Source organism: Hyphomicrobium sp. MC1, from assembly GCF_000253295.1.
Classification (GTDB): Bacteria; Pseudomonadota; Alphaproteobacteria; order Rhizobiales; family Hyphomicrobiaceae; genus Hyphomicrobium_B.
Genome location: NC_015717.1, coordinates 1,967,671 through 1,981,978, shown reverse-complemented (window position 1 = coordinate 1,981,978; position 14,308 = coordinate 1,967,671). Strand labels below are relative to the sequence as shown.

Sequence of the window (14,308 nt, the reverse complement as noted above, 5' to 3'; positions counted from 1 at the left end):
GCCTCGGCGGTCACATTTCCCCGCCACTCATCAGAGCGGGCCGCGAAGCGGACGGGAGGATGCCTTCGCGCATCACCTGGGTCCTTAGGGTCGAACTTGACGCCAGCGCAAAGAGGCCGAGCCCACGGGCAAGGTTCACGCCCGGAATGTGGCTGCTTAGCAGCGAGCGATTCAACAGGTCGATCGCGAAGATCCGGGTTCCGATGTCGGCCTTCCGCGCACTGTCGTACCGGCTGAGCACGGCGTCGCCGCCGATATCCTCGCCCCGGGTTTTAGCCTCTCCCGCAATCTCGGCGAGAGTTGCCGCGTCTCGGCAGCTGAGGTTGAGGCCCTGGGCGCCGATCGGTGGAATGACGTGGGCGGCTTCGCCCGCGACCACGACCCGGTTTTTCGCCAGTATCCGTGCGCTCTGGCCGGAAAGCGGAAAAGCTTGTCTTGGCGTCAAGCCGGAGATGGAGCCGAGCAGCCCCTTAAGCGCCTGTCCCAGTTCGTGCTCGAATGCCGAATCATCAAGCGCCAGCAAGCGCTTCGCTTCTTCCGGTTCCTCGATCCAGACGAGGTTCGAGGTTTTGCCCGGCCCTGGCACGACCGTGAGAGGGCCGACGGGGCGATGCAACTCGGTCGAGACGCCGTGATGGTCACGCTGGTGATGGAATGTCGCTACAATTGCAGATTGCGGGTAGGTCCATGATGCAACGTCAATGCCCGCCGCTGTACGGGCTGCCGACCGACGGCCATCGGCGGCGACGACCAACCGCGCCGTGATCGTCGCGTCATCGCGATACGTCAGCGTGACGTTCTCAGAACCGATGTCGATCCGGCTGACGGCTACGGGAATGCGCGTCGTCGAGCCTTGGCAGACCGCTTCTAGCGCCTCCGTCAGAGGCACATTGGGGATGTTGTAGCCAAAGGCTTCAAATCCGGCCTCACGCGCCTCGAAAAGCACCTCCGGCGCCCGCAGGAGGTGCTTGCTTCCATCTACAATCCGGATGCCGGTGATAGGCTCGGAATGAGCCTGCAGCCGCGCCCAAATATCGAGCTTTTTCAGCAGCTCGATAGAGCCGCCGAACAGCGCCGAGGTCCTCCGATCGAGCGGGTTGGAGGGTGGCCCGATAACCACCGTACGGAGGCCGGACATCGCACATGCGGCGCCTGCGACAAGTCCGGCAGGACCTGCTCCGATGACAGCAACGTCAAAAATGTCTTGTCCAGCCATGCTTTAGGTCCCGGAAGTGTTGTTATTGAAGCACAGAAACGGTCCAAAGGGCCAGATGTTGCAGCAAAGCAACGATTGTGACGGCCAACTGTCACGCAACTGTTAAATAGACCGGTTAGCAGACACTTAAGTTGTCCACATGGCTTAGACGCACTGCGGGCAAAACTGGCGAAAAACGCCCGGCGCGCTAGGGGATTGCGTGCCGTCAGTTATCTGGGGTCTGTAAAAATAGAGGGGCACCGATGAATTCGGTATTCAAATTATCAAGCAGCCGTTGGGCTTTGCTGGCGGCCTTCGGGTTCGTCGCCGCAGGCATTACGCCGGCCGCTGCTGCCGACTTGGGCGGCGACTGCTGCGCCGATCTTGAAGAACGTGTGGCTGAACTCGAAGCCACGACCGCTCGCAAAGGTAACCGCAAAGTTTCGCTGACGGTTTCTGGCTGGGTCAATGAAAGCGTCATGTGGTGGGACGACGGCACCGAAAGCAATGCTTACGTCGGCACCAATAAGCTCGAACAGAGCCGCGTCCGCTTCGTTGGCGAAGCTCAGATTATTCCGGGTTGGTCGGCTGGCTACACCTTGGAGCTTGGTATCCTTGGCGCAAACTCCTCGGGTTCCTCGGGCTGGAGCCAGAACAACGCCGACGGTACCGGCAACAACTCGGTATCGGTGCGTAAGAGCAGCTGGTTCATCAAAAGCAAAGACCTCGGCAAAGTCACCGTCGGTCAGGACGGCACGGCAATGTACCACGTGCTCGATGACGCTGATGGTGCCAACACGCGTAACTTCTCGGACGCTCAGGCGGCCGCTGTTTATCAGGGCAACTTCGCTCTTCGTCACAACGGCGCGTTCATTGGCGGTTCCCCGACAACTCAGGGTTCGTCTTCTCTGACGTGGAACGGCTCGAACGCCATTATGCAAGGTATTGACAACGGCACGGTTGGCCAGGACGGTCGCCGCAACGTCGTCCGCTACGACTCTCCGACGATTGCCGGCTTTACGCTGACCGCCTCGTGGGGTGAGGACGACGATTGGGGCATGTCGCTGAACTATACCAACAAATGGGGCGACTTCCAGGTTCTCGCCAAGGTCGGTTACGGCGAAAACTCCGACGAAAATATCGGTTGCTCGACGAAGACCGCGCCCACTGATTGCCAATTGTTCGGTGCCGCTGCGACCGTCATGCACGTTCCGACGGGTCTCTATGTCTATGGCGGCTACGGCCAGAATCGCGACCAGCGCGTTGCGGATCTGGATGCGCCCGGCACCGAGGCGACGAGCAGTATGTACTTCATTCAGGGTGGTATCGAGCAGAAGTTCATCCCGCTCGGCAAGACGACGATCTTCGGCGAATACCGTCATGATGATGGTGGCAGCAAGAACAACATCAGCATCACCAACGTCGGCGCCGGCAACGGAACTTTGGGTTCAACCGACCTGAACTTCTACGCTGCTGGTGTCGTCCAGAATATCGAGCCGGCGGCCATGGACCTCTATGTCATGTATCGTCACGCTGACGGCGATATTGCCAACACGGCTGGTGTCTCGACGAGTGTCGATGCCTTCGATGCCGTCATCGCTGGAGCACTTATGAGGTTCTGATCGCTCTCTCCCGTTTGCGAACAGATGCTTGGGGCTGCCGTCGGGCGGCCCCTTTTTGTTCTTCTAGGAAATGCTTAAATACATTACCGGAATTTCCCCTCGACCTGTGACAAACAGGCGATATGGCGACCTTACAACAGGATTGCCGAGAAACGGATGGGAAGCCAGACAACCTGGGATATTGCCATTGAGTTTCTGCTATCTACCGCGCATCAGTAGCTCATGTGCATGCTTGCGAGGCATCGCGGGGTATTTGTGAAACGGCTAGGACTGGTGCTCTTGGTACTTGCGGCTCTTGCCGCCGTGCACAGCACTAATGTGATCGCCATGGAAGAACAGCGGGGCGCAATCCCCGGTGGCGTCCCTGTGCCTGATGCACCCAAGGCGCAGGAGCAGGAAGACTCTGCACCTGCCAAAGCCGATACCGGCACCGAAATCCGCATTCCCGGTCTCGGCAAGATCGGCACGCTTCCGAAAATGGACTTCGGCCTCGATCTCCTTTACGGCGCCGTCGAGGAAGAAAACAACCGCTCGACACCGGACTTTCCCAACTCGCCCGATGACGACGAGAAGCGGGATCTGATGATCCACGGCACCGTGAAGCACCGCTTCTGACAATTCGGGACGAGCGCCAGCAGCGCCTCGATTTCGCGGGCTGTCCGGCCGGCGGACCTGCGACACTCGCCCAGCGGTTTACCCTGCCTTAATCGGCATCTCCCTATAAAAACGAGATCCGTTCTCACTCAGGGAAATGCGCGTGCATTACGCGAGTCCGCCGCGACGCCGCGGAGCCATCTGGCTCCTCAAACAGCTTTCGGTGACGCTCGCATGCCTCGGGCTCACGGCCTATTTTTCGTATCATATTCGTTATGGCCAGCACGGCCTTGAGGCGCGCGCCGAGCTGAAGGATCGCTCCGCACTGCTGGACTTCGAAATCAAGGGTCTCGAAACAGTTCGGACGCGGCTTCGCCACGACGTCGCGTTGTTGTCGCCGGAAATTCCGAACGCCGATATCGTCGAAGAGACCGCGCGTGACGTACTCGGTTACGTCCGCCCCGACGACAAAATAGTTGTCGCCCGATAAAGACCGTAGTTCACTACTAACTTGCAATATCGTTGTGGCTCACAAGTGTGAGTAATAGCGATAGTCAGCCGTGACGTGTGTGGTGGCTAAATTTGCCGACGCGATCGTAATCAAGGAGTCCGTCGACGATGTCTGACTTTAACGATTCGGATCCGCTCCTTGAGCTGGATGTGCCCGACGGGGTTCCCGAAGCCGAACAGGCGGTCGAATTGATTCGGGCCTGGGTCGCTGACGGCGCCTTGGCGGTGGCTCTCAATGGCGAGGCCTTTGGTCCCCAGTTGGAAGAGTGGGGGCGCGTCCTTGCGCAGATCGGCCATCACATTGCCCATGCTGCGTCGCTGAGCGGAGAACTCGGTGAGGAACACTCCATCGAAGCCCTCCGCAAAGGCTTCAACGCCTCGTTCCCGCAGAGCGAGCTTGCGAGCTACGGCAAGATGCGCCGCCGCGTCACACACTGACGCATTCCACCGAGAGATACCCCTCCTTTTCGGTTCGACGTGAATCGAGTGTTGCCGAGTTGCGCCAGAGCGCCGATGTCCACACCTTCGGTCTGGCGGCAGAGTTTCGCTAGGGGATGACCGGCCCCACCCAGCTTGCGCACACTTCCGCCCAGCCGCTAAGCAGACGAGACGTGCGCGTTAAGTTGCCGGCGTGCAACTTCTGGGGGTGGGTCGATGACTGCGGTATCATTTGGCAAAGTCGGAATGATCGTCGTTGCAACAGCGTTGGTCGGCGGCTGCGCGAACGGGGGCTTTGATCTCTCGACGGGCTCGATCACACCCCAGCAGACCGCTGCGAAGACGGACCCTGTGTGCGTCTCGCTGGCAAGCCAGATCAACACGCTGAAAGCTGACGGCACCATCAATCGGCTCGAGCAGGCGGCAGACGGCAAGACGAGCAAGGTCTCGGTCAAGCGCACGGCGCTGCAGAAACAGGCCGAACTCAACAAAGCCTACGAGCAATTCCAGACCCGGTGCGGCCCGTCAGTCCCGAACCAGGCTGCGGCGCAAGCACCCACGCAGCAGACGGCAGCGGCAAATAAATAAGTTTGCCTGAAAGCCGATGATCGCGCAGCGCCCACGGCGGGCTCCGGAAAACGGGGCCTGCGCTGGCGCAGAGTGTATCCCCTGGGGCTATTTTCAAATTGGTGAGTGCTGCTGCACCGCCACAGGAACGCCACGGGGGATTGCGAAGGCTATCGAGCTGTGGTCTTTGCGACCATTGCGGGGGCAGGGGCTCCTTCTCACTTCCAAAAGAACTTACGCGAGCGAGACGGATAATGCGGGGTAGTCTAGCGGTTGTTCTTGTGACCGTCCTGACGGGGGCGCTCCAAGGTTGCGGAGGCGCGGCCGGAGGAAACGGCGATCCAGGTGCGCGACCGCTGCCACCGGGTCAGTCGTGCGGATCCATCCGTAACGAACTCAATCGCCTGGACTCTCAGGGCGTGCCTGCGCAGGTGGAACGCGCGAGCAACGGCGGCAAGCTCAGCGCCGGTCAGCGTGCCAACGTTGACAAGTACAATGACCTGCTCAATCAATATTTAGGCGCGCGCTGCCACGTCTAAAGCACCACGTCGCAAGCCGGTCAGTTGATGATCGCTTGCTGGCACTGGAAATGTCGTCGGAGAGCCGGATGGACAGCCAAACCCGCGATTTGATCGTCTTCGCCCTGATCGGCATCGTTGCCGGCTTCTTGGCCTCGCTCGTGGTCGGCGGTGATGGCCTGATCCGATATTTGATCACCGGCATCATTGGCGCGTTCGTCGGCGGATATCTGTTCAAGGCGCTCGGTATCAATCTCGGCATCGGCAACGCCCTCGTCACTGAGATCATTACTGCGGCCATTGGCGCCATCATCGTCGTCCTTCTGGCCCGGCTGATCGCTTAAGTGATCGCCACTGCTGTGACCGGGCGGGAAGCGCCTCGCGCAGCTATGACGTCATGCGCATTTTCATCTTATCTGATCGTGTGCCATAAGCGCCGCCATGCCGTCTTTTTCATCCCAGCGCCACGCACGCTTCTCGGCCGCGCAAATGTATGCGCTCGTCGCCGACATCGAGAAATATCCGGAATTTCTGCCGCTCTGCACCGGCTTGACCGTCCTCTCACGCCGCCCGCAAGGGGAAGGGGAGGAACTGACGGCGCGCATGAGCGTCGGCTATAAATCCATCGCCGAGAACTTTACCACGCGCGTCGTAACCAACCCGGCAGAGCTGCGCATCGACGTCAGCTATCTCGACGGTCCCTTCAAGCACCTCGACAATCGCTGGCGCTTTATCGACGACGCAACGGGCTCGGCGGTCGATTTCTTCATCGATTACGAGTTCCGCTCGAAGCTGCTCGGCGTGCTGATGGGCTCGATGTTCGATCAGGCATTCCGCCGCTTCACGCAGGCCTTCGAGGAACGGGCCGCCAAGATCTACGGCAACGCAGCCGAAGATCGCATCTAGCGAATGATCTTGTCCGAGTTTCTGGCGAGCGACAGCCCCTTGAGGCTTTCGAGCCCGATTGCGCCGTGAAGCCGTGTGCCGGACAGATCGGCGCCGGTGATGTTGGCATCGGTCAGGTCCGCGTCCGTCAGGTCCGCTCCGGAGAGGTCGGCGCCGCTGAGATCGGCGCCGGAAAGATCGGCTCCTCGCAACTGGGTAGCGTGCAGGATCGCACCTTTGAGCACGGCGAAGCTCAACTGAGAGCGGTCCATGTTGGCTCGCGTCAGGATTGCGCCAGAGAGATTCGCGCTGACGAAAACCGAGCGCCAGAGATGTTCGATGAAACCGGTCCTGTTGATCGGCGCGCAGACCGAATCCGTCAGATCGGCGCCGGAAAAATCGGACCCGGAAAAATCGCCAAAGAACTTCACGCGTTTGAGCGAAGCGCCCTTCAGGCTCGGCGCCTCCCGCGGAATAGGCACGAGCGTTGACGTCGTCGCCGGCCGCATGAGGGACGCATCATCGAGAGTGGCGCCGTCGAAGCGCGCGCTGATGATGACTGCCCGGTCGAGCCGCGCGCCGCTCAGATCGACACCGGAGAGATTGGCGCCGGTCAGGTCCGTGCCGAACAGATTGGCCTGCCGAAGATCGGCTTTCTTGAAATCGAGCGATGCGAGATCGAGCCGCATCAGATTGCGGTTGTTGAGCGCTGGGTGGCTACCGGGCGCGGCGCGGAACAGCAGGATCGAAATATCCCGTGCCGAAAGATCGGCCGCCCAAACCGGCGAGAAGACTGAGGTAGTTCCGAGCAGGGCACCGAACATAGCCACGGCGATCGCGCCGATGGATCGGTTGCGCAAACCCAGACATTCGCTCATTTGGCCGCCTCTTCGAGCAGTCTCAATGCCGCCCTGAGGCTGGCTAAGCGTACTTCGTCGCGGCCGGCTTCGCCGAACATGTGCCGTTCCACGCGTGGAGCATCAAATACCGACGCGATGGCGATGTAAACCAGCCCGACCGGCTTGTGCGGGCTTCCTCCACCGGGACCGGCGATGCCCGTAATCGAAACCGCGAGATCGGCGCCGGTCGTGCTGACCGCGCACTCTGCCATCGCGTGTGCGACGGCCTCGCTGACCGCGCCGTGATGCTTGATGAGTTCAGCATCGACGCCGATCATGTGTTCCTTGGCGTCGTTCGAATAGGTCACGAACCCGCCGTAGAAGACATCGGAGGAGCCGGGAACGGCGGTGATGGCCGCAGCCACGAGCCCGCCCGTGCAGCTCTCGGCCGTCGTCAGCGTTCGATTCTGATCGCGAAGGATGTCGATGAGATGCTTGGCGTTGGTGAGGACGTCTGCCGGGAACACTGGAGGCCTCGTCGCTTATTCCAAAAAGAAAATAGGGAGCGCTTCCGATGAAGCGCCCCCCTAAAGGCTAACTAGAGAGAGGAGAATGTGCAAACGGCCCAGCTGATCAGGCCGCCGCGAGTACCTCGGCATGCGAAAGCAGACTGTCGAGTACAGACCTGCTGTCAGTCCCCATGGCACCGACAGTACGCTTCTGGGCATCCTGCCAGATCGGATAGGCATCCTTCAGAACAGCCTGACCTTTGGGCGTAAGGTGCAGACCGCGTCCCCGTCGTCCGGCGGGCGGATCCATGACGATGTGGCCAAGCGCGAGCAGGCGCTTCAAGTTGCGGGACAGTGTCGACTTCTCGATGTCGAGTTCGTGGCCGATCTCGACGGCGGTGATGCCGTCACGAGACGCGAGCTGGGCAAGCAGCGTGTATTGGCTTGCGGTGATGCCAAGTGGGCGCAAGGCATCATCGTAGACCCTCGTGACGATACGCGAGAGCTGACGAACACGGGTCGCTAAGCACATCTCGGCTTGAGCCTCGGCAATAGTGCTGATGGCTGCGTCGACGTGCTGGCGGTCGAGATTTTGGGGCATGATGTTCATATCGGCTCCCGTATGGGCACTCTCGTGTGGATCGTGGCAATACAACCACGTGTTCATTTGATGCCGCGATTCTGCCTTGAGGGTCAATGGCGAAAGCCGTTGCAAAGCAGCATCTGCGGCTGTGGTGTTGCCCATGCGCGCAGCTGCAACTCGACGCACCTGCGCTTGTGGATATCTACCGCTGTCAGGAGCGTGACTGCGCGTGCTCTTCGCGAGCCGCTTCATAGACTTCGTGCGCTGCACCAGCATTGATCGCGGCGATGCCGAGGCCGACGATCAGATCGGGCCAGTGCGAGTGTGTGATGCTCGTCAGCAGACCCGCCGCAATAATCGCAATGTTGGCCGCCACGTCGTTGCGCGCCGACAGGAACGCTGCGCGCGTCAGACTGCCGCCCGCGGCCCGGAACGGCGCCAGCATCCATGCGCATATTGAGTTGACGATGAGCGCGCCGATGCCGGTGACCGTGATCGATATAGCCTCCGGCACCAGGCCGCTTGAAAAATTCTGCCACGCTGTCCAGAGCGTCGCGAGGCCCGGCACCAGGATAATGACAGCCAGCACCATTCCGAGCTTGGCCCGTTGCGCTATCGTGAACCCGAGCCCGGCAAGGATTAGCAGGTTGATTGCGCCGTCTTCGAGAAAATCGACGCTGTCGGCAAACAACGCGACCGAGCCGATCGCCAGCGCTACCGCAAACTCGATACCGAAATAGGTGAGGTTCAAGACGGCCACGTTTCGGACCGTCAACCGCAGCGCAGTGTTCGTCGCGATGTCTGATGAAGACTGCTGCGGCTTGTCGCTCATGTTGTCTCCGCGGGTAAGAAGACCATCGCAGTCGCCATGGCGGCGATGCCTTCGCGTCGTCCGGTGAAGCCCATCTGCTCCGTCGTCGTCGCTTTGATGCCGACGCGATGTGCGGGAAGTCCGAGCACGCCACCGATCAGCTCTTGCATGGCCGGGCGATGCGGACCGACGCGCGGCGCTTCGGCGAGCACCGTAATATCGACATTGCCTACCCGGCCGCCAAGATCGCGCACACGTCGAACAGCGTCTTCAAGAAAGAGCTTCGATGCCGCGCCTTTCCACTTCGGATCGGACGGTGGGAAGTGCTGACCGATATCGCCGTCGCCGATGGCGCCGAGCAAAGCGTCGGTCAATGCGTGCAATACGACGTCGGCGTCCGAATGGCCTTCGAGCTTGTGTGTATGCGGGATCTTGATGCCGCCGAGCCAGACGTGATCGCCCTCGCAAAAGCGATGCACGTCAAAGCCGCTCCCGATCCGCGGTTCCAATGCGCTCGTCAATTGCCGGTCCGCCACGTCGAGATCCTCTGCTGTCGTGATTTTGATGTTGCTGCTTAAGTCTTCGACGATAGCTACGTCGAGCCCGGCCCATTCCGCAATTGCCGCGTCGTCGGTGAATGTGTCGATGCCTTGCTCGGCCGCTTTGCGGTGCGCGTTCAGGATCGGTGTAAAGTGAAATCCCTGCGGCGTCTGTGCCCGCCAGAGACCATCGCGCGCGATTGTGTCGGTCACGATACCGTCGGCCGCGCGCTTCAGCGTATCGGTGACGGGAAGAGCTGCCAGCGCTCCTGGCCGTCCGCCGAGTGCGGCAATAACCTTCGAAATCGTCTTAGCCGAAACGAACGGCCGCGCCGCGTCGTGGATCAGAACGAGGTCGGGCGGCGATGAGGAGGCGAGGGCTTCAAGACCCCGAAGGACCGAAGCCTGCCGCGTGGCGCCGCCCATCGCGGGTTCGGAAAGCTTCGTCCCACCGCCGGCAGAGGTCGCAAGCCGATACAACTCACCGTCATCCGCGTGAATGACGACTTTGACCTCGTCGATCTCGGCGTGGCCCGCGAAGATGGCGATCGCCCGTTCGAGGACGGATTTGCCGCCAATCTGAGCATATTGTTTCGGACCCGCGCCTTGGCTGGCGGCGCGCGTTCCCCGTCCGGCCGCGACGATTAAAGCGGCGATGCGCAACACAAACCTCCCCCAAGAACAGGATGCTGCCCGAAAGTCAGGCTGCAACTCCCTGCCTGTTGGCGAGCACTTTCGCAACACTCGCCTTGCAACCGCGACGTTGACGGCGGGCGTGCTATGCCCAATTTCATAGCCGAACAGGGTGAGACCGCGTCAAATGGGCAAATTGTAAATGTATTGTTCGCCCTTGCGAAATCATTCCTCCTTGCCTAGTCTGCCCAAACTCACGGCAGACGATCGTTCTGCTCAATGAATAGGCAGTCGATGGGGCCGTCTCTCTAGGACCGTATGCTGGAAAACATCGTAAACGGCGCGCCACCCGCAGTGCTGGCGCCCATGTCCGGAGTAACAGACCTACCGTTTCGCCGCCTTGCTCACCGTCTTGGAGCGACGCTCGTCGTATCTGAAATGGTCGCGAGCGAGGAACTGGCGAAGGCGCGCCGCGACGTGCTGCGGCGGGTGGAAGGTCGTGATTTAACGCCGTTCGTCATTCAGCTCGCCGGGCGCGAGGAACACTGGATGGCCGAAGGCGCGAAGATCGCCGAAGGCAAAGGCGCCCACGTGATCGACATCAACATGGGCTGCCCAGCACGCGAAGTGACAGGCAAGCTGTCCGGCTCCGCGCTGATGCGCAATCTCGATCATGCCCAGTCGCTCATTCGTTCCGTCGTCAATGCCGTCAAGGTGCCGGTGACGCTGAAAATGCGTCTCGGCTGGGACGACAAGACCCGCAACGCTGGCGAGCTTGCGCGCCGCGCCGAGGCCGAAGGCATCAAGCTCATCACCGTGCACGGACGCACGCGCTGCCAGTTCTTCACCGGCGCTGCCGATTGGCGCGCGGTGCGCGCCGTCGTCGACGCCACCTCGCTTCCCGTCCTGGTCAATGGCGACATTCTCTCGCCCGACCACGCTCGCGCGGCACTGGAAGCTTCCGGCGCAAAGGGTGTGATGGTCGGACGCGGCGCTTACGGCGCGCCGTGGATGCCAGGACGGATCGCCAAGTCTCTCGCATCGGGCCGTGACCCTGGCGACCCGGCGCTTGACGAACAGCGCGACATTGCGATCGAGCATTTCGAAATGATGCTCGGTCATTACGGCAGGGAGCTGGGCCTGCGCAACGCGCGCAAGCACATCGGTTGGTATCTGGCGTCGAGTGGGGCCAGCGACGCAGTCGTCAAATCCTGGCGGGGAAAGCTTTGTGTGATGCTTGAACCGCAGCGCGTGATTGATGGTCTTAAATCCTTTTACTCTGGTACGGAGTCTCTCGCGGCATGAGCAGCAAGTCGGCGTCGATACGCCAATCCGAACGCGCCTCCGCGGCGCCACCACCAGGACCGATCGTCGATTGCGAAGATCTCTTGAGTGCGCTTCCGCACCCGATCCTCGTTATCGCCAACGATCAGTCGATCGTGTTTGCGAACTCGGCAGCGGAATCCTTCTTCTCGATGAGCGCGACGACGCTCACGCGCAGCCGAATTTCGGAGATCGTCGCGTTCGGCTGTCCGCTGCTGGGCCTCATCGAGCAGGTGCAGGCGACCGGCGCAACTGTGAACGAATACGGTATCGAAGTCGCGACCCCGCGCTTCTCGGGCGCCAAGCTCGTAGACATCTACGGCGGTCCGCTCCCTGAAGAGCCGCGCAACATGTTCCTCATGCTGCAGCAGCGCTCGATGGCGCAAATGATCGAGCGACAGTTGACGCATCGCGCCGCGGCCCGCTCCGTTTCCGGCATGGCCGGCGTGCTGGCGCACGAGATCAAGAACCCGCTGTCCGGCATTCGCGGCGCGGCGCAGCTGCTGGAGCCGGGACTGTCCGATGAGGACCGCGCTTTGACGCAGCTCATCTGTTCCGAGACCGATCGCATTCGCAATCTCGTCGATCGCATGGAAGTGTTCGGAGACGAGCGTCCAATCAGCAAGGATGCCGTCAACATCCATGACGTCCTCAACCATGTGCGCCGCATCGCCGAGCATGGCTTCGGCCGCAACGTCCGTTATGTCGAAGACTACGATCCGTCGCTGCCCTTTGTTCTTGGCAATCGCGACAAGCTCGTTCAGGTCTTCCTCAATCTTCTGAAGAACGCCGCCGAGGCTATTGGTGAAAAGACAGATGGCGGTCGCATCATCTTGACGACGGCGTTTCGTCCGGGCGTAAGACTGTCGCTTCCGGGCTCCGATACGCGCGTCAGCCTGCCGTTGATGATCCAGATCGAAGACAACGGCTGCGGCATCGCTGAGCACCTGAAGCCGCATCTCTTCGATCCGTTCGTCACGACGAAGGCATCCGGCAGCGGACTGGGCCTCGCCCTTGTCGCGAAGATCATCGCCGATCACGGCGGCATCATCGAATGTGAAAGCGAACCAAAACGCACGGTATTCCGCGTGCTGCTTCCGATGCAGCGCACACGTCCCGCGGCCGTGCCGACCACGAGAGAGACTTGATGGCCAGAGGCACCATACTGATCGCCGACGACGATACCGCCATTCGCACGGTGTTGAACCAAGCACTGGCGCGCGCCGGCTTCGCCCCCCGTGCAACCGGGAATGCGGCGACGCTCTGGCGTTGGGTGAGTCAGGGCGAGGGCGATGTTGTCATCACCGACGTCGTGATGCCCGATGAAAATGCGTTCGACCTGATCCCGCGCATGAAAAAGTTGCGTCCGGATCTGCCCATCATCGTCATGAGCGCGCAAAACACGCTGATGACGGCGCTGACTGCGGCGGAGAAGGGGGCATTCGAATATCTGCCCAAGCCGTTCGATCTCAACGAGGTCGTGGCCGTCGTCTCACGGGCGCTATCGGAACCGGGCCGCAAACGCCAGGCGACGGCGACCGAGCGCGAATCCGACGAGCTGCCGCTGATCGGCCGTTCGCTGCCGATGCAAGACATCTACCGCGTTCTCGCCCGCCTGACGCAGAGCGATCTGACCGTCATGATCAACGGCGAGAGCGGGACGGGCAAGGAACTCGTCGCCCGCGTGCTGCACGATTACGGCAAGCGCCGGCACGGTCCGTTCGTTGCGATCAACATGGCCGCCATCCCGCGCGAATTGATCGAGAGCGAGCTGTTCGGCCACGAGAAGGGCGCCTTCACCGGAGCCCAGACGCGCACGCCCGGCCGCTTCGAGCAGGCGGAAGGCGGCACGCTCTTCCTTGACGAGATCGGTGACATGCCGCTCGAAGCTCAGACGCGTCTGCTGCGTGTTCTGCAGCAGGGCGAATATACGACGGTCGGCGGCCGCACGCCGATCAAGACCAACGTCCGCATCATAGCCGCGACCCACCGCGATCTCAAAACGCAGATCCAGCAGGGCCTCTTCCGCGAAGACTTGTTCTATCGCCTGAACGTAGTGCCGATCCGCCTGCCGCCGCTGCGTGAGCGCCTTGAAGACGTCGGCGATCTTGTCCGCCACTTCCTGCGTCAGGCCGCACGCGAGGGCCTCGGCCAGAAATCGATCGAGAGCGCGGCCATCGAACGCCTGAAGGCGCATCCTTGGCCGGGTAACGTTCGAGAGCTTGAGAACGTCGTCCGTCGTCTCGTCGCGCTCTACACGCAGGACACGCTGACAGCACAGATCGTCGAGCAGGAGCTTGCAGGCTCTGCCGTTGCGCCGCCCATCGGTGGGCAGCCCGAGAGCGGCGACCTCGGCGAGGCGGTCGAGCGCTACCTGTCGCGCTACTTCTCGTCCTTCGGCAACGACCTGCCGCCGCCGGGCCTCTACGACCGCGTCATCCGCGACGTCGAGAAGCCGCTGCTAAGTGCCGCGCTGGCGGCGACGCGCGGCAATCAGATCCGGGCGGCCGAGCTTCTTGGGCTCAACCGGAACACGCTCCGCGCCCGCATTCGCGACCTCAACATCAGGGTATTCCGCACGGTCGAGGGCTGACGTCCTCGGCCGGAAACGGCGTCGAAGTTATCCACAGGCAGCCGGTAACGGAAAATTTGGCGCTTGAACTGCGCCACACCCGTCGCGAAAATGTCACAGTTACGTTGTTGTTTCTCCCGACGTGATGCGGGATCGCCGCTCCATGCGCG

The 14,308-nt window shown here is 61.4% G+C and carries 17 protein-coding genes; 11 read left to right on the top strand and 6 right to left on the bottom strand.

The window, feature by feature from the left end; translation table 11 throughout:
• Positions 1 to 10 precede the first annotated feature (10 nt).
• Positions 11 to 1,216 (bottom strand): FAD-dependent monooxygenase, encoded by a 1,206-nt coding sequence (locus HYPMC_RS09615; RefSeq protein ID WP_013947714.1) that lies wholly within the window; start codon positions 1,214 to 1,216, stop codon positions 11 to 13.
• A 242-nt stretch (positions 1,217 to 1,458) separates the two neighbouring features.
• Between HYPMC_RS09615 and HYPMC_RS09610 the strand changes: the two genes are divergently transcribed.
• The 8 genes from HYPMC_RS09610 (at position 1,459) to HYPMC_RS09575 (ending at position 6,350) form a co-directional block, all read left to right on the top strand.
• On the top strand, positions 1,459 to 2,817 hold the full coding sequence (locus HYPMC_RS09610; RefSeq protein WP_013947713.1) for a porin: 1,359 nt from the start codon (positions 1,459 to 1,461) through the stop codon (positions 2,815 to 2,817).
• 255 nt (positions 2,818 to 3,072) lie between these two features.
• Positions 3,073 to 3,432, top strand: a complete 360-nt coding sequence (locus HYPMC_RS09605; protein WP_244421011.1) for a hypothetical protein — start codon at positions 3,073 to 3,075, stop codon at positions 3,430 to 3,432.
• Between the two features lie 142 nt (positions 3,433 to 3,574).
• Positions 3,575 to 3,901, top strand: coding sequence for a septum formation initiator family protein (locus HYPMC_RS09600; protein WP_013947711.1), 327 nt, complete (start codon positions 3,575 to 3,577; stop codon positions 3,899 to 3,901).
• Positions 3,902 to 4,029: 128 nt separating this feature from the next.
• On the top strand, positions 4,030 to 4,359 hold the full coding sequence (locus HYPMC_RS09595; protein WP_013947710.1) for a DUF5076 domain-containing protein: 330 nt from the start codon (positions 4,030 to 4,032) through the stop codon (positions 4,357 to 4,359).
• A gap of 216 nt (positions 4,360 to 4,575) precedes the next feature.
• Positions 4,576 to 4,947, top strand: coding sequence for a hypothetical protein (locus HYPMC_RS09590; protein WP_013947709.1), 372 nt, complete (start codon positions 4,576 to 4,578; stop codon positions 4,945 to 4,947).
• A gap of 233 nt (positions 4,948 to 5,180) precedes the next feature.
• Entirely contained in the window at positions 5,181 to 5,465 is a 285-nt protein-coding gene (locus HYPMC_RS09585; protein ID WP_013947708.1) for a hypothetical protein, read from the top strand.
• A 68-nt stretch (positions 5,466 to 5,533) separates the two neighbouring features.
• Entirely contained in the window at positions 5,534 to 5,788 is a 255-nt protein-coding gene (locus HYPMC_RS09580) for a GlsB/YeaQ/YmgE family stress response membrane protein (protein ID WP_013947707.1), read from the top strand.
• A gap of 97 nt (positions 5,789 to 5,885) precedes the next feature.
• The gene (locus tag HYPMC_RS09575) at positions 5,886 to 6,350 is read left to right on the top strand and encodes a type II toxin-antitoxin system RatA family toxin (protein ID WP_041299988.1); all 465 of its coding nucleotides are present in this window, start codon (positions 5,886 to 5,888) and stop codon (positions 6,348 to 6,350) included.
• Here HYPMC_RS09575 and HYPMC_RS09570 read toward each other — a convergent pair.
• The 5 genes from HYPMC_RS09570 to HYPMC_RS09550 form a co-directional block, all read right to left on the bottom strand.
• Positions 6,347 to 7,207, bottom strand: a complete 861-nt coding sequence (locus HYPMC_RS09570; protein ID WP_013947705.1) for a pentapeptide repeat-containing protein — start codon at positions 7,205 to 7,207, stop codon at positions 6,347 to 6,349. The genes HYPMC_RS09575 and HYPMC_RS09570 overlap by 4 nt on opposite strands.
• Positions 7,204 to 7,695 (bottom strand): CinA family protein, encoded by a 492-nt coding sequence (locus HYPMC_RS09565; protein ID WP_013947704.1) that lies wholly within the window; start codon positions 7,693 to 7,695, stop codon positions 7,204 to 7,206. Before HYPMC_RS09565 ends, HYPMC_RS09570 begins: the two co-directional genes overlap by 4 nt.
• Before the next feature lie 106 nt (positions 7,696 to 7,801).
• On the bottom strand, positions 7,802 to 8,287 hold the full coding sequence (locus tag HYPMC_RS09560) for a MarR family winged helix-turn-helix transcriptional regulator (RefSeq protein WP_024275875.1): 486 nt from the start codon (positions 8,285 to 8,287) through the stop codon (positions 7,802 to 7,804).
• A gap of 184 nt (positions 8,288 to 8,471) precedes the next feature.
• Positions 8,472 to 9,092, bottom strand: a complete 621-nt coding sequence (locus tag HYPMC_RS09555; protein ID WP_013947702.1) for a cation transporter — start codon at positions 9,090 to 9,092, stop codon at positions 8,472 to 8,474.
• The gene (locus HYPMC_RS09550) at positions 9,089 to 10,273 is read right to left on the bottom strand and encodes a bifunctional 2-C-methyl-D-erythritol 4-phosphate cytidylyltransferase/2-C-methyl-D-erythritol 2,4-cyclodiphosphate synthase (protein WP_024275874.1); all 1,185 of its coding nucleotides are present in this window, start codon (positions 10,271 to 10,273) and stop codon (positions 9,089 to 9,091) included. The genes HYPMC_RS09555 and HYPMC_RS09550 overlap by 4 nt, the downstream gene beginning before the upstream one ends.
• A gap of 288 nt (positions 10,274 to 10,561) precedes the next feature.
• Here HYPMC_RS09550 and dusB point away from each other — a divergent pair, with 288 nt between their 5' ends.
• Genes dusB through ntrC form a run of 3 tightly spaced genes read left to right on the top strand, consistent with a single transcriptional unit; the run spans position 10,562 to position 14,159 of the window.
• Positions 10,562 to 11,548 carry a tRNA dihydrouridine synthase DusB gene (gene dusB, locus HYPMC_RS09545; RefSeq protein WP_013947700.1) on the top strand — a complete coding sequence of 329 codons (987 nt, stop codon included), beginning with the start codon at positions 10,562 to 10,564 and terminating at the stop codon, positions 11,546 to 11,548.
• Positions 11,545 to 12,714, top strand: a complete 1,170-nt coding sequence (locus HYPMC_RS09540) for a nitrogen regulation protein NR(II) (RefSeq protein WP_013947699.1) — start codon at positions 11,545 to 11,547, stop codon at positions 12,712 to 12,714. Before dusB ends, HYPMC_RS09540 begins: the two co-directional genes overlap by 4 nt.
• The gene (gene ntrC, locus HYPMC_RS09535; RefSeq protein ID WP_013947698.1) at positions 12,714 to 14,159 is read left to right on the top strand and encodes a nitrogen regulation protein NR(I); all 1,446 of its coding nucleotides are present in this window, start codon (positions 12,714 to 12,716) and stop codon (positions 14,157 to 14,159) included. Before HYPMC_RS09540 ends, ntrC begins: the two co-directional genes overlap by 1 nt.
• Positions 14,160 to 14,308 lie beyond the last annotated feature (149 nt).

Bases quoted from the DNA above. Each gene is read 5' to 3' on its own strand.
- HYPMC_RS09615 (WP_013947714.1), bottom strand. From the start codon at position 1,216: ATGGCTGGACAAGACATTTTTGACGTTGCTGTCATCGGAGCAGGTCCT.
- HYPMC_RS09610 (WP_013947713.1), top strand. From the start codon at position 1,459: ATGAATTCGGTATTCAAATTATCAAGCAGCCGTTGGGCTTTGCTGGCG.
- HYPMC_RS09595 (WP_013947710.1), top strand. From the start codon at position 4,030: ATGTCTGACTTTAACGATTCGGATCCGCTCCTTGAGCTGGATGTGCCC.
- HYPMC_RS09590 (WP_013947709.1), top strand. From the start codon at position 4,576: ATGACTGCGGTATCATTTGGCAAAGTCGGAATGATCGTCGTTGCAACA.
- HYPMC_RS09585 (WP_013947708.1), top strand. From the start codon at position 5,181: ATGCGGGGTAGTCTAGCGGTTGTTCTTGTGACCGTCCTGACGGGGGCG.
- HYPMC_RS09580 (WP_013947707.1), top strand. From the start codon at position 5,534: ATGGACAGCCAAACCCGCGATTTGATCGTCTTCGCCCTGATCGGCATC.
- HYPMC_RS09575 (WP_041299988.1), top strand. From the start codon at position 5,886: ATGCCGTCTTTTTCATCCCAGCGCCACGCACGCTTCTCGGCCGCGCAA.
- HYPMC_RS09570 (WP_013947705.1), bottom strand. From the start codon at position 7,207: ATGAGCGAATGTCTGGGTTTGCGCAACCGATCCATCGGCGCGATCGCC.
- HYPMC_RS09560 (WP_024275875.1), bottom strand. From the start codon at position 8,287: ATGAACATCATGCCCCAAAATCTCGACCGCCAGCACGTCGACGCAGCC.
- HYPMC_RS09555 (WP_013947702.1), bottom strand. From the start codon at position 9,092: ATGAGCGACAAGCCGCAGCAGTCTTCATCAGACATCGCGACGAACACT.
- dusB (WP_013947700.1), top strand. From the start codon at position 10,562: ATGCTGGAAAACATCGTAAACGGCGCGCCACCCGCAGTGCTGGCGCCC.
- HYPMC_RS09540 (WP_013947699.1), top strand. From the start codon at position 11,545: ATGAGCAGCAAGTCGGCGTCGATACGCCAATCCGAACGCGCCTCCGCG.
- ntrC (WP_013947698.1), top strand. From the start codon at position 12,714: ATGGCCAGAGGCACCATACTGATCGCCGACGACGATACCGCCATTCGC.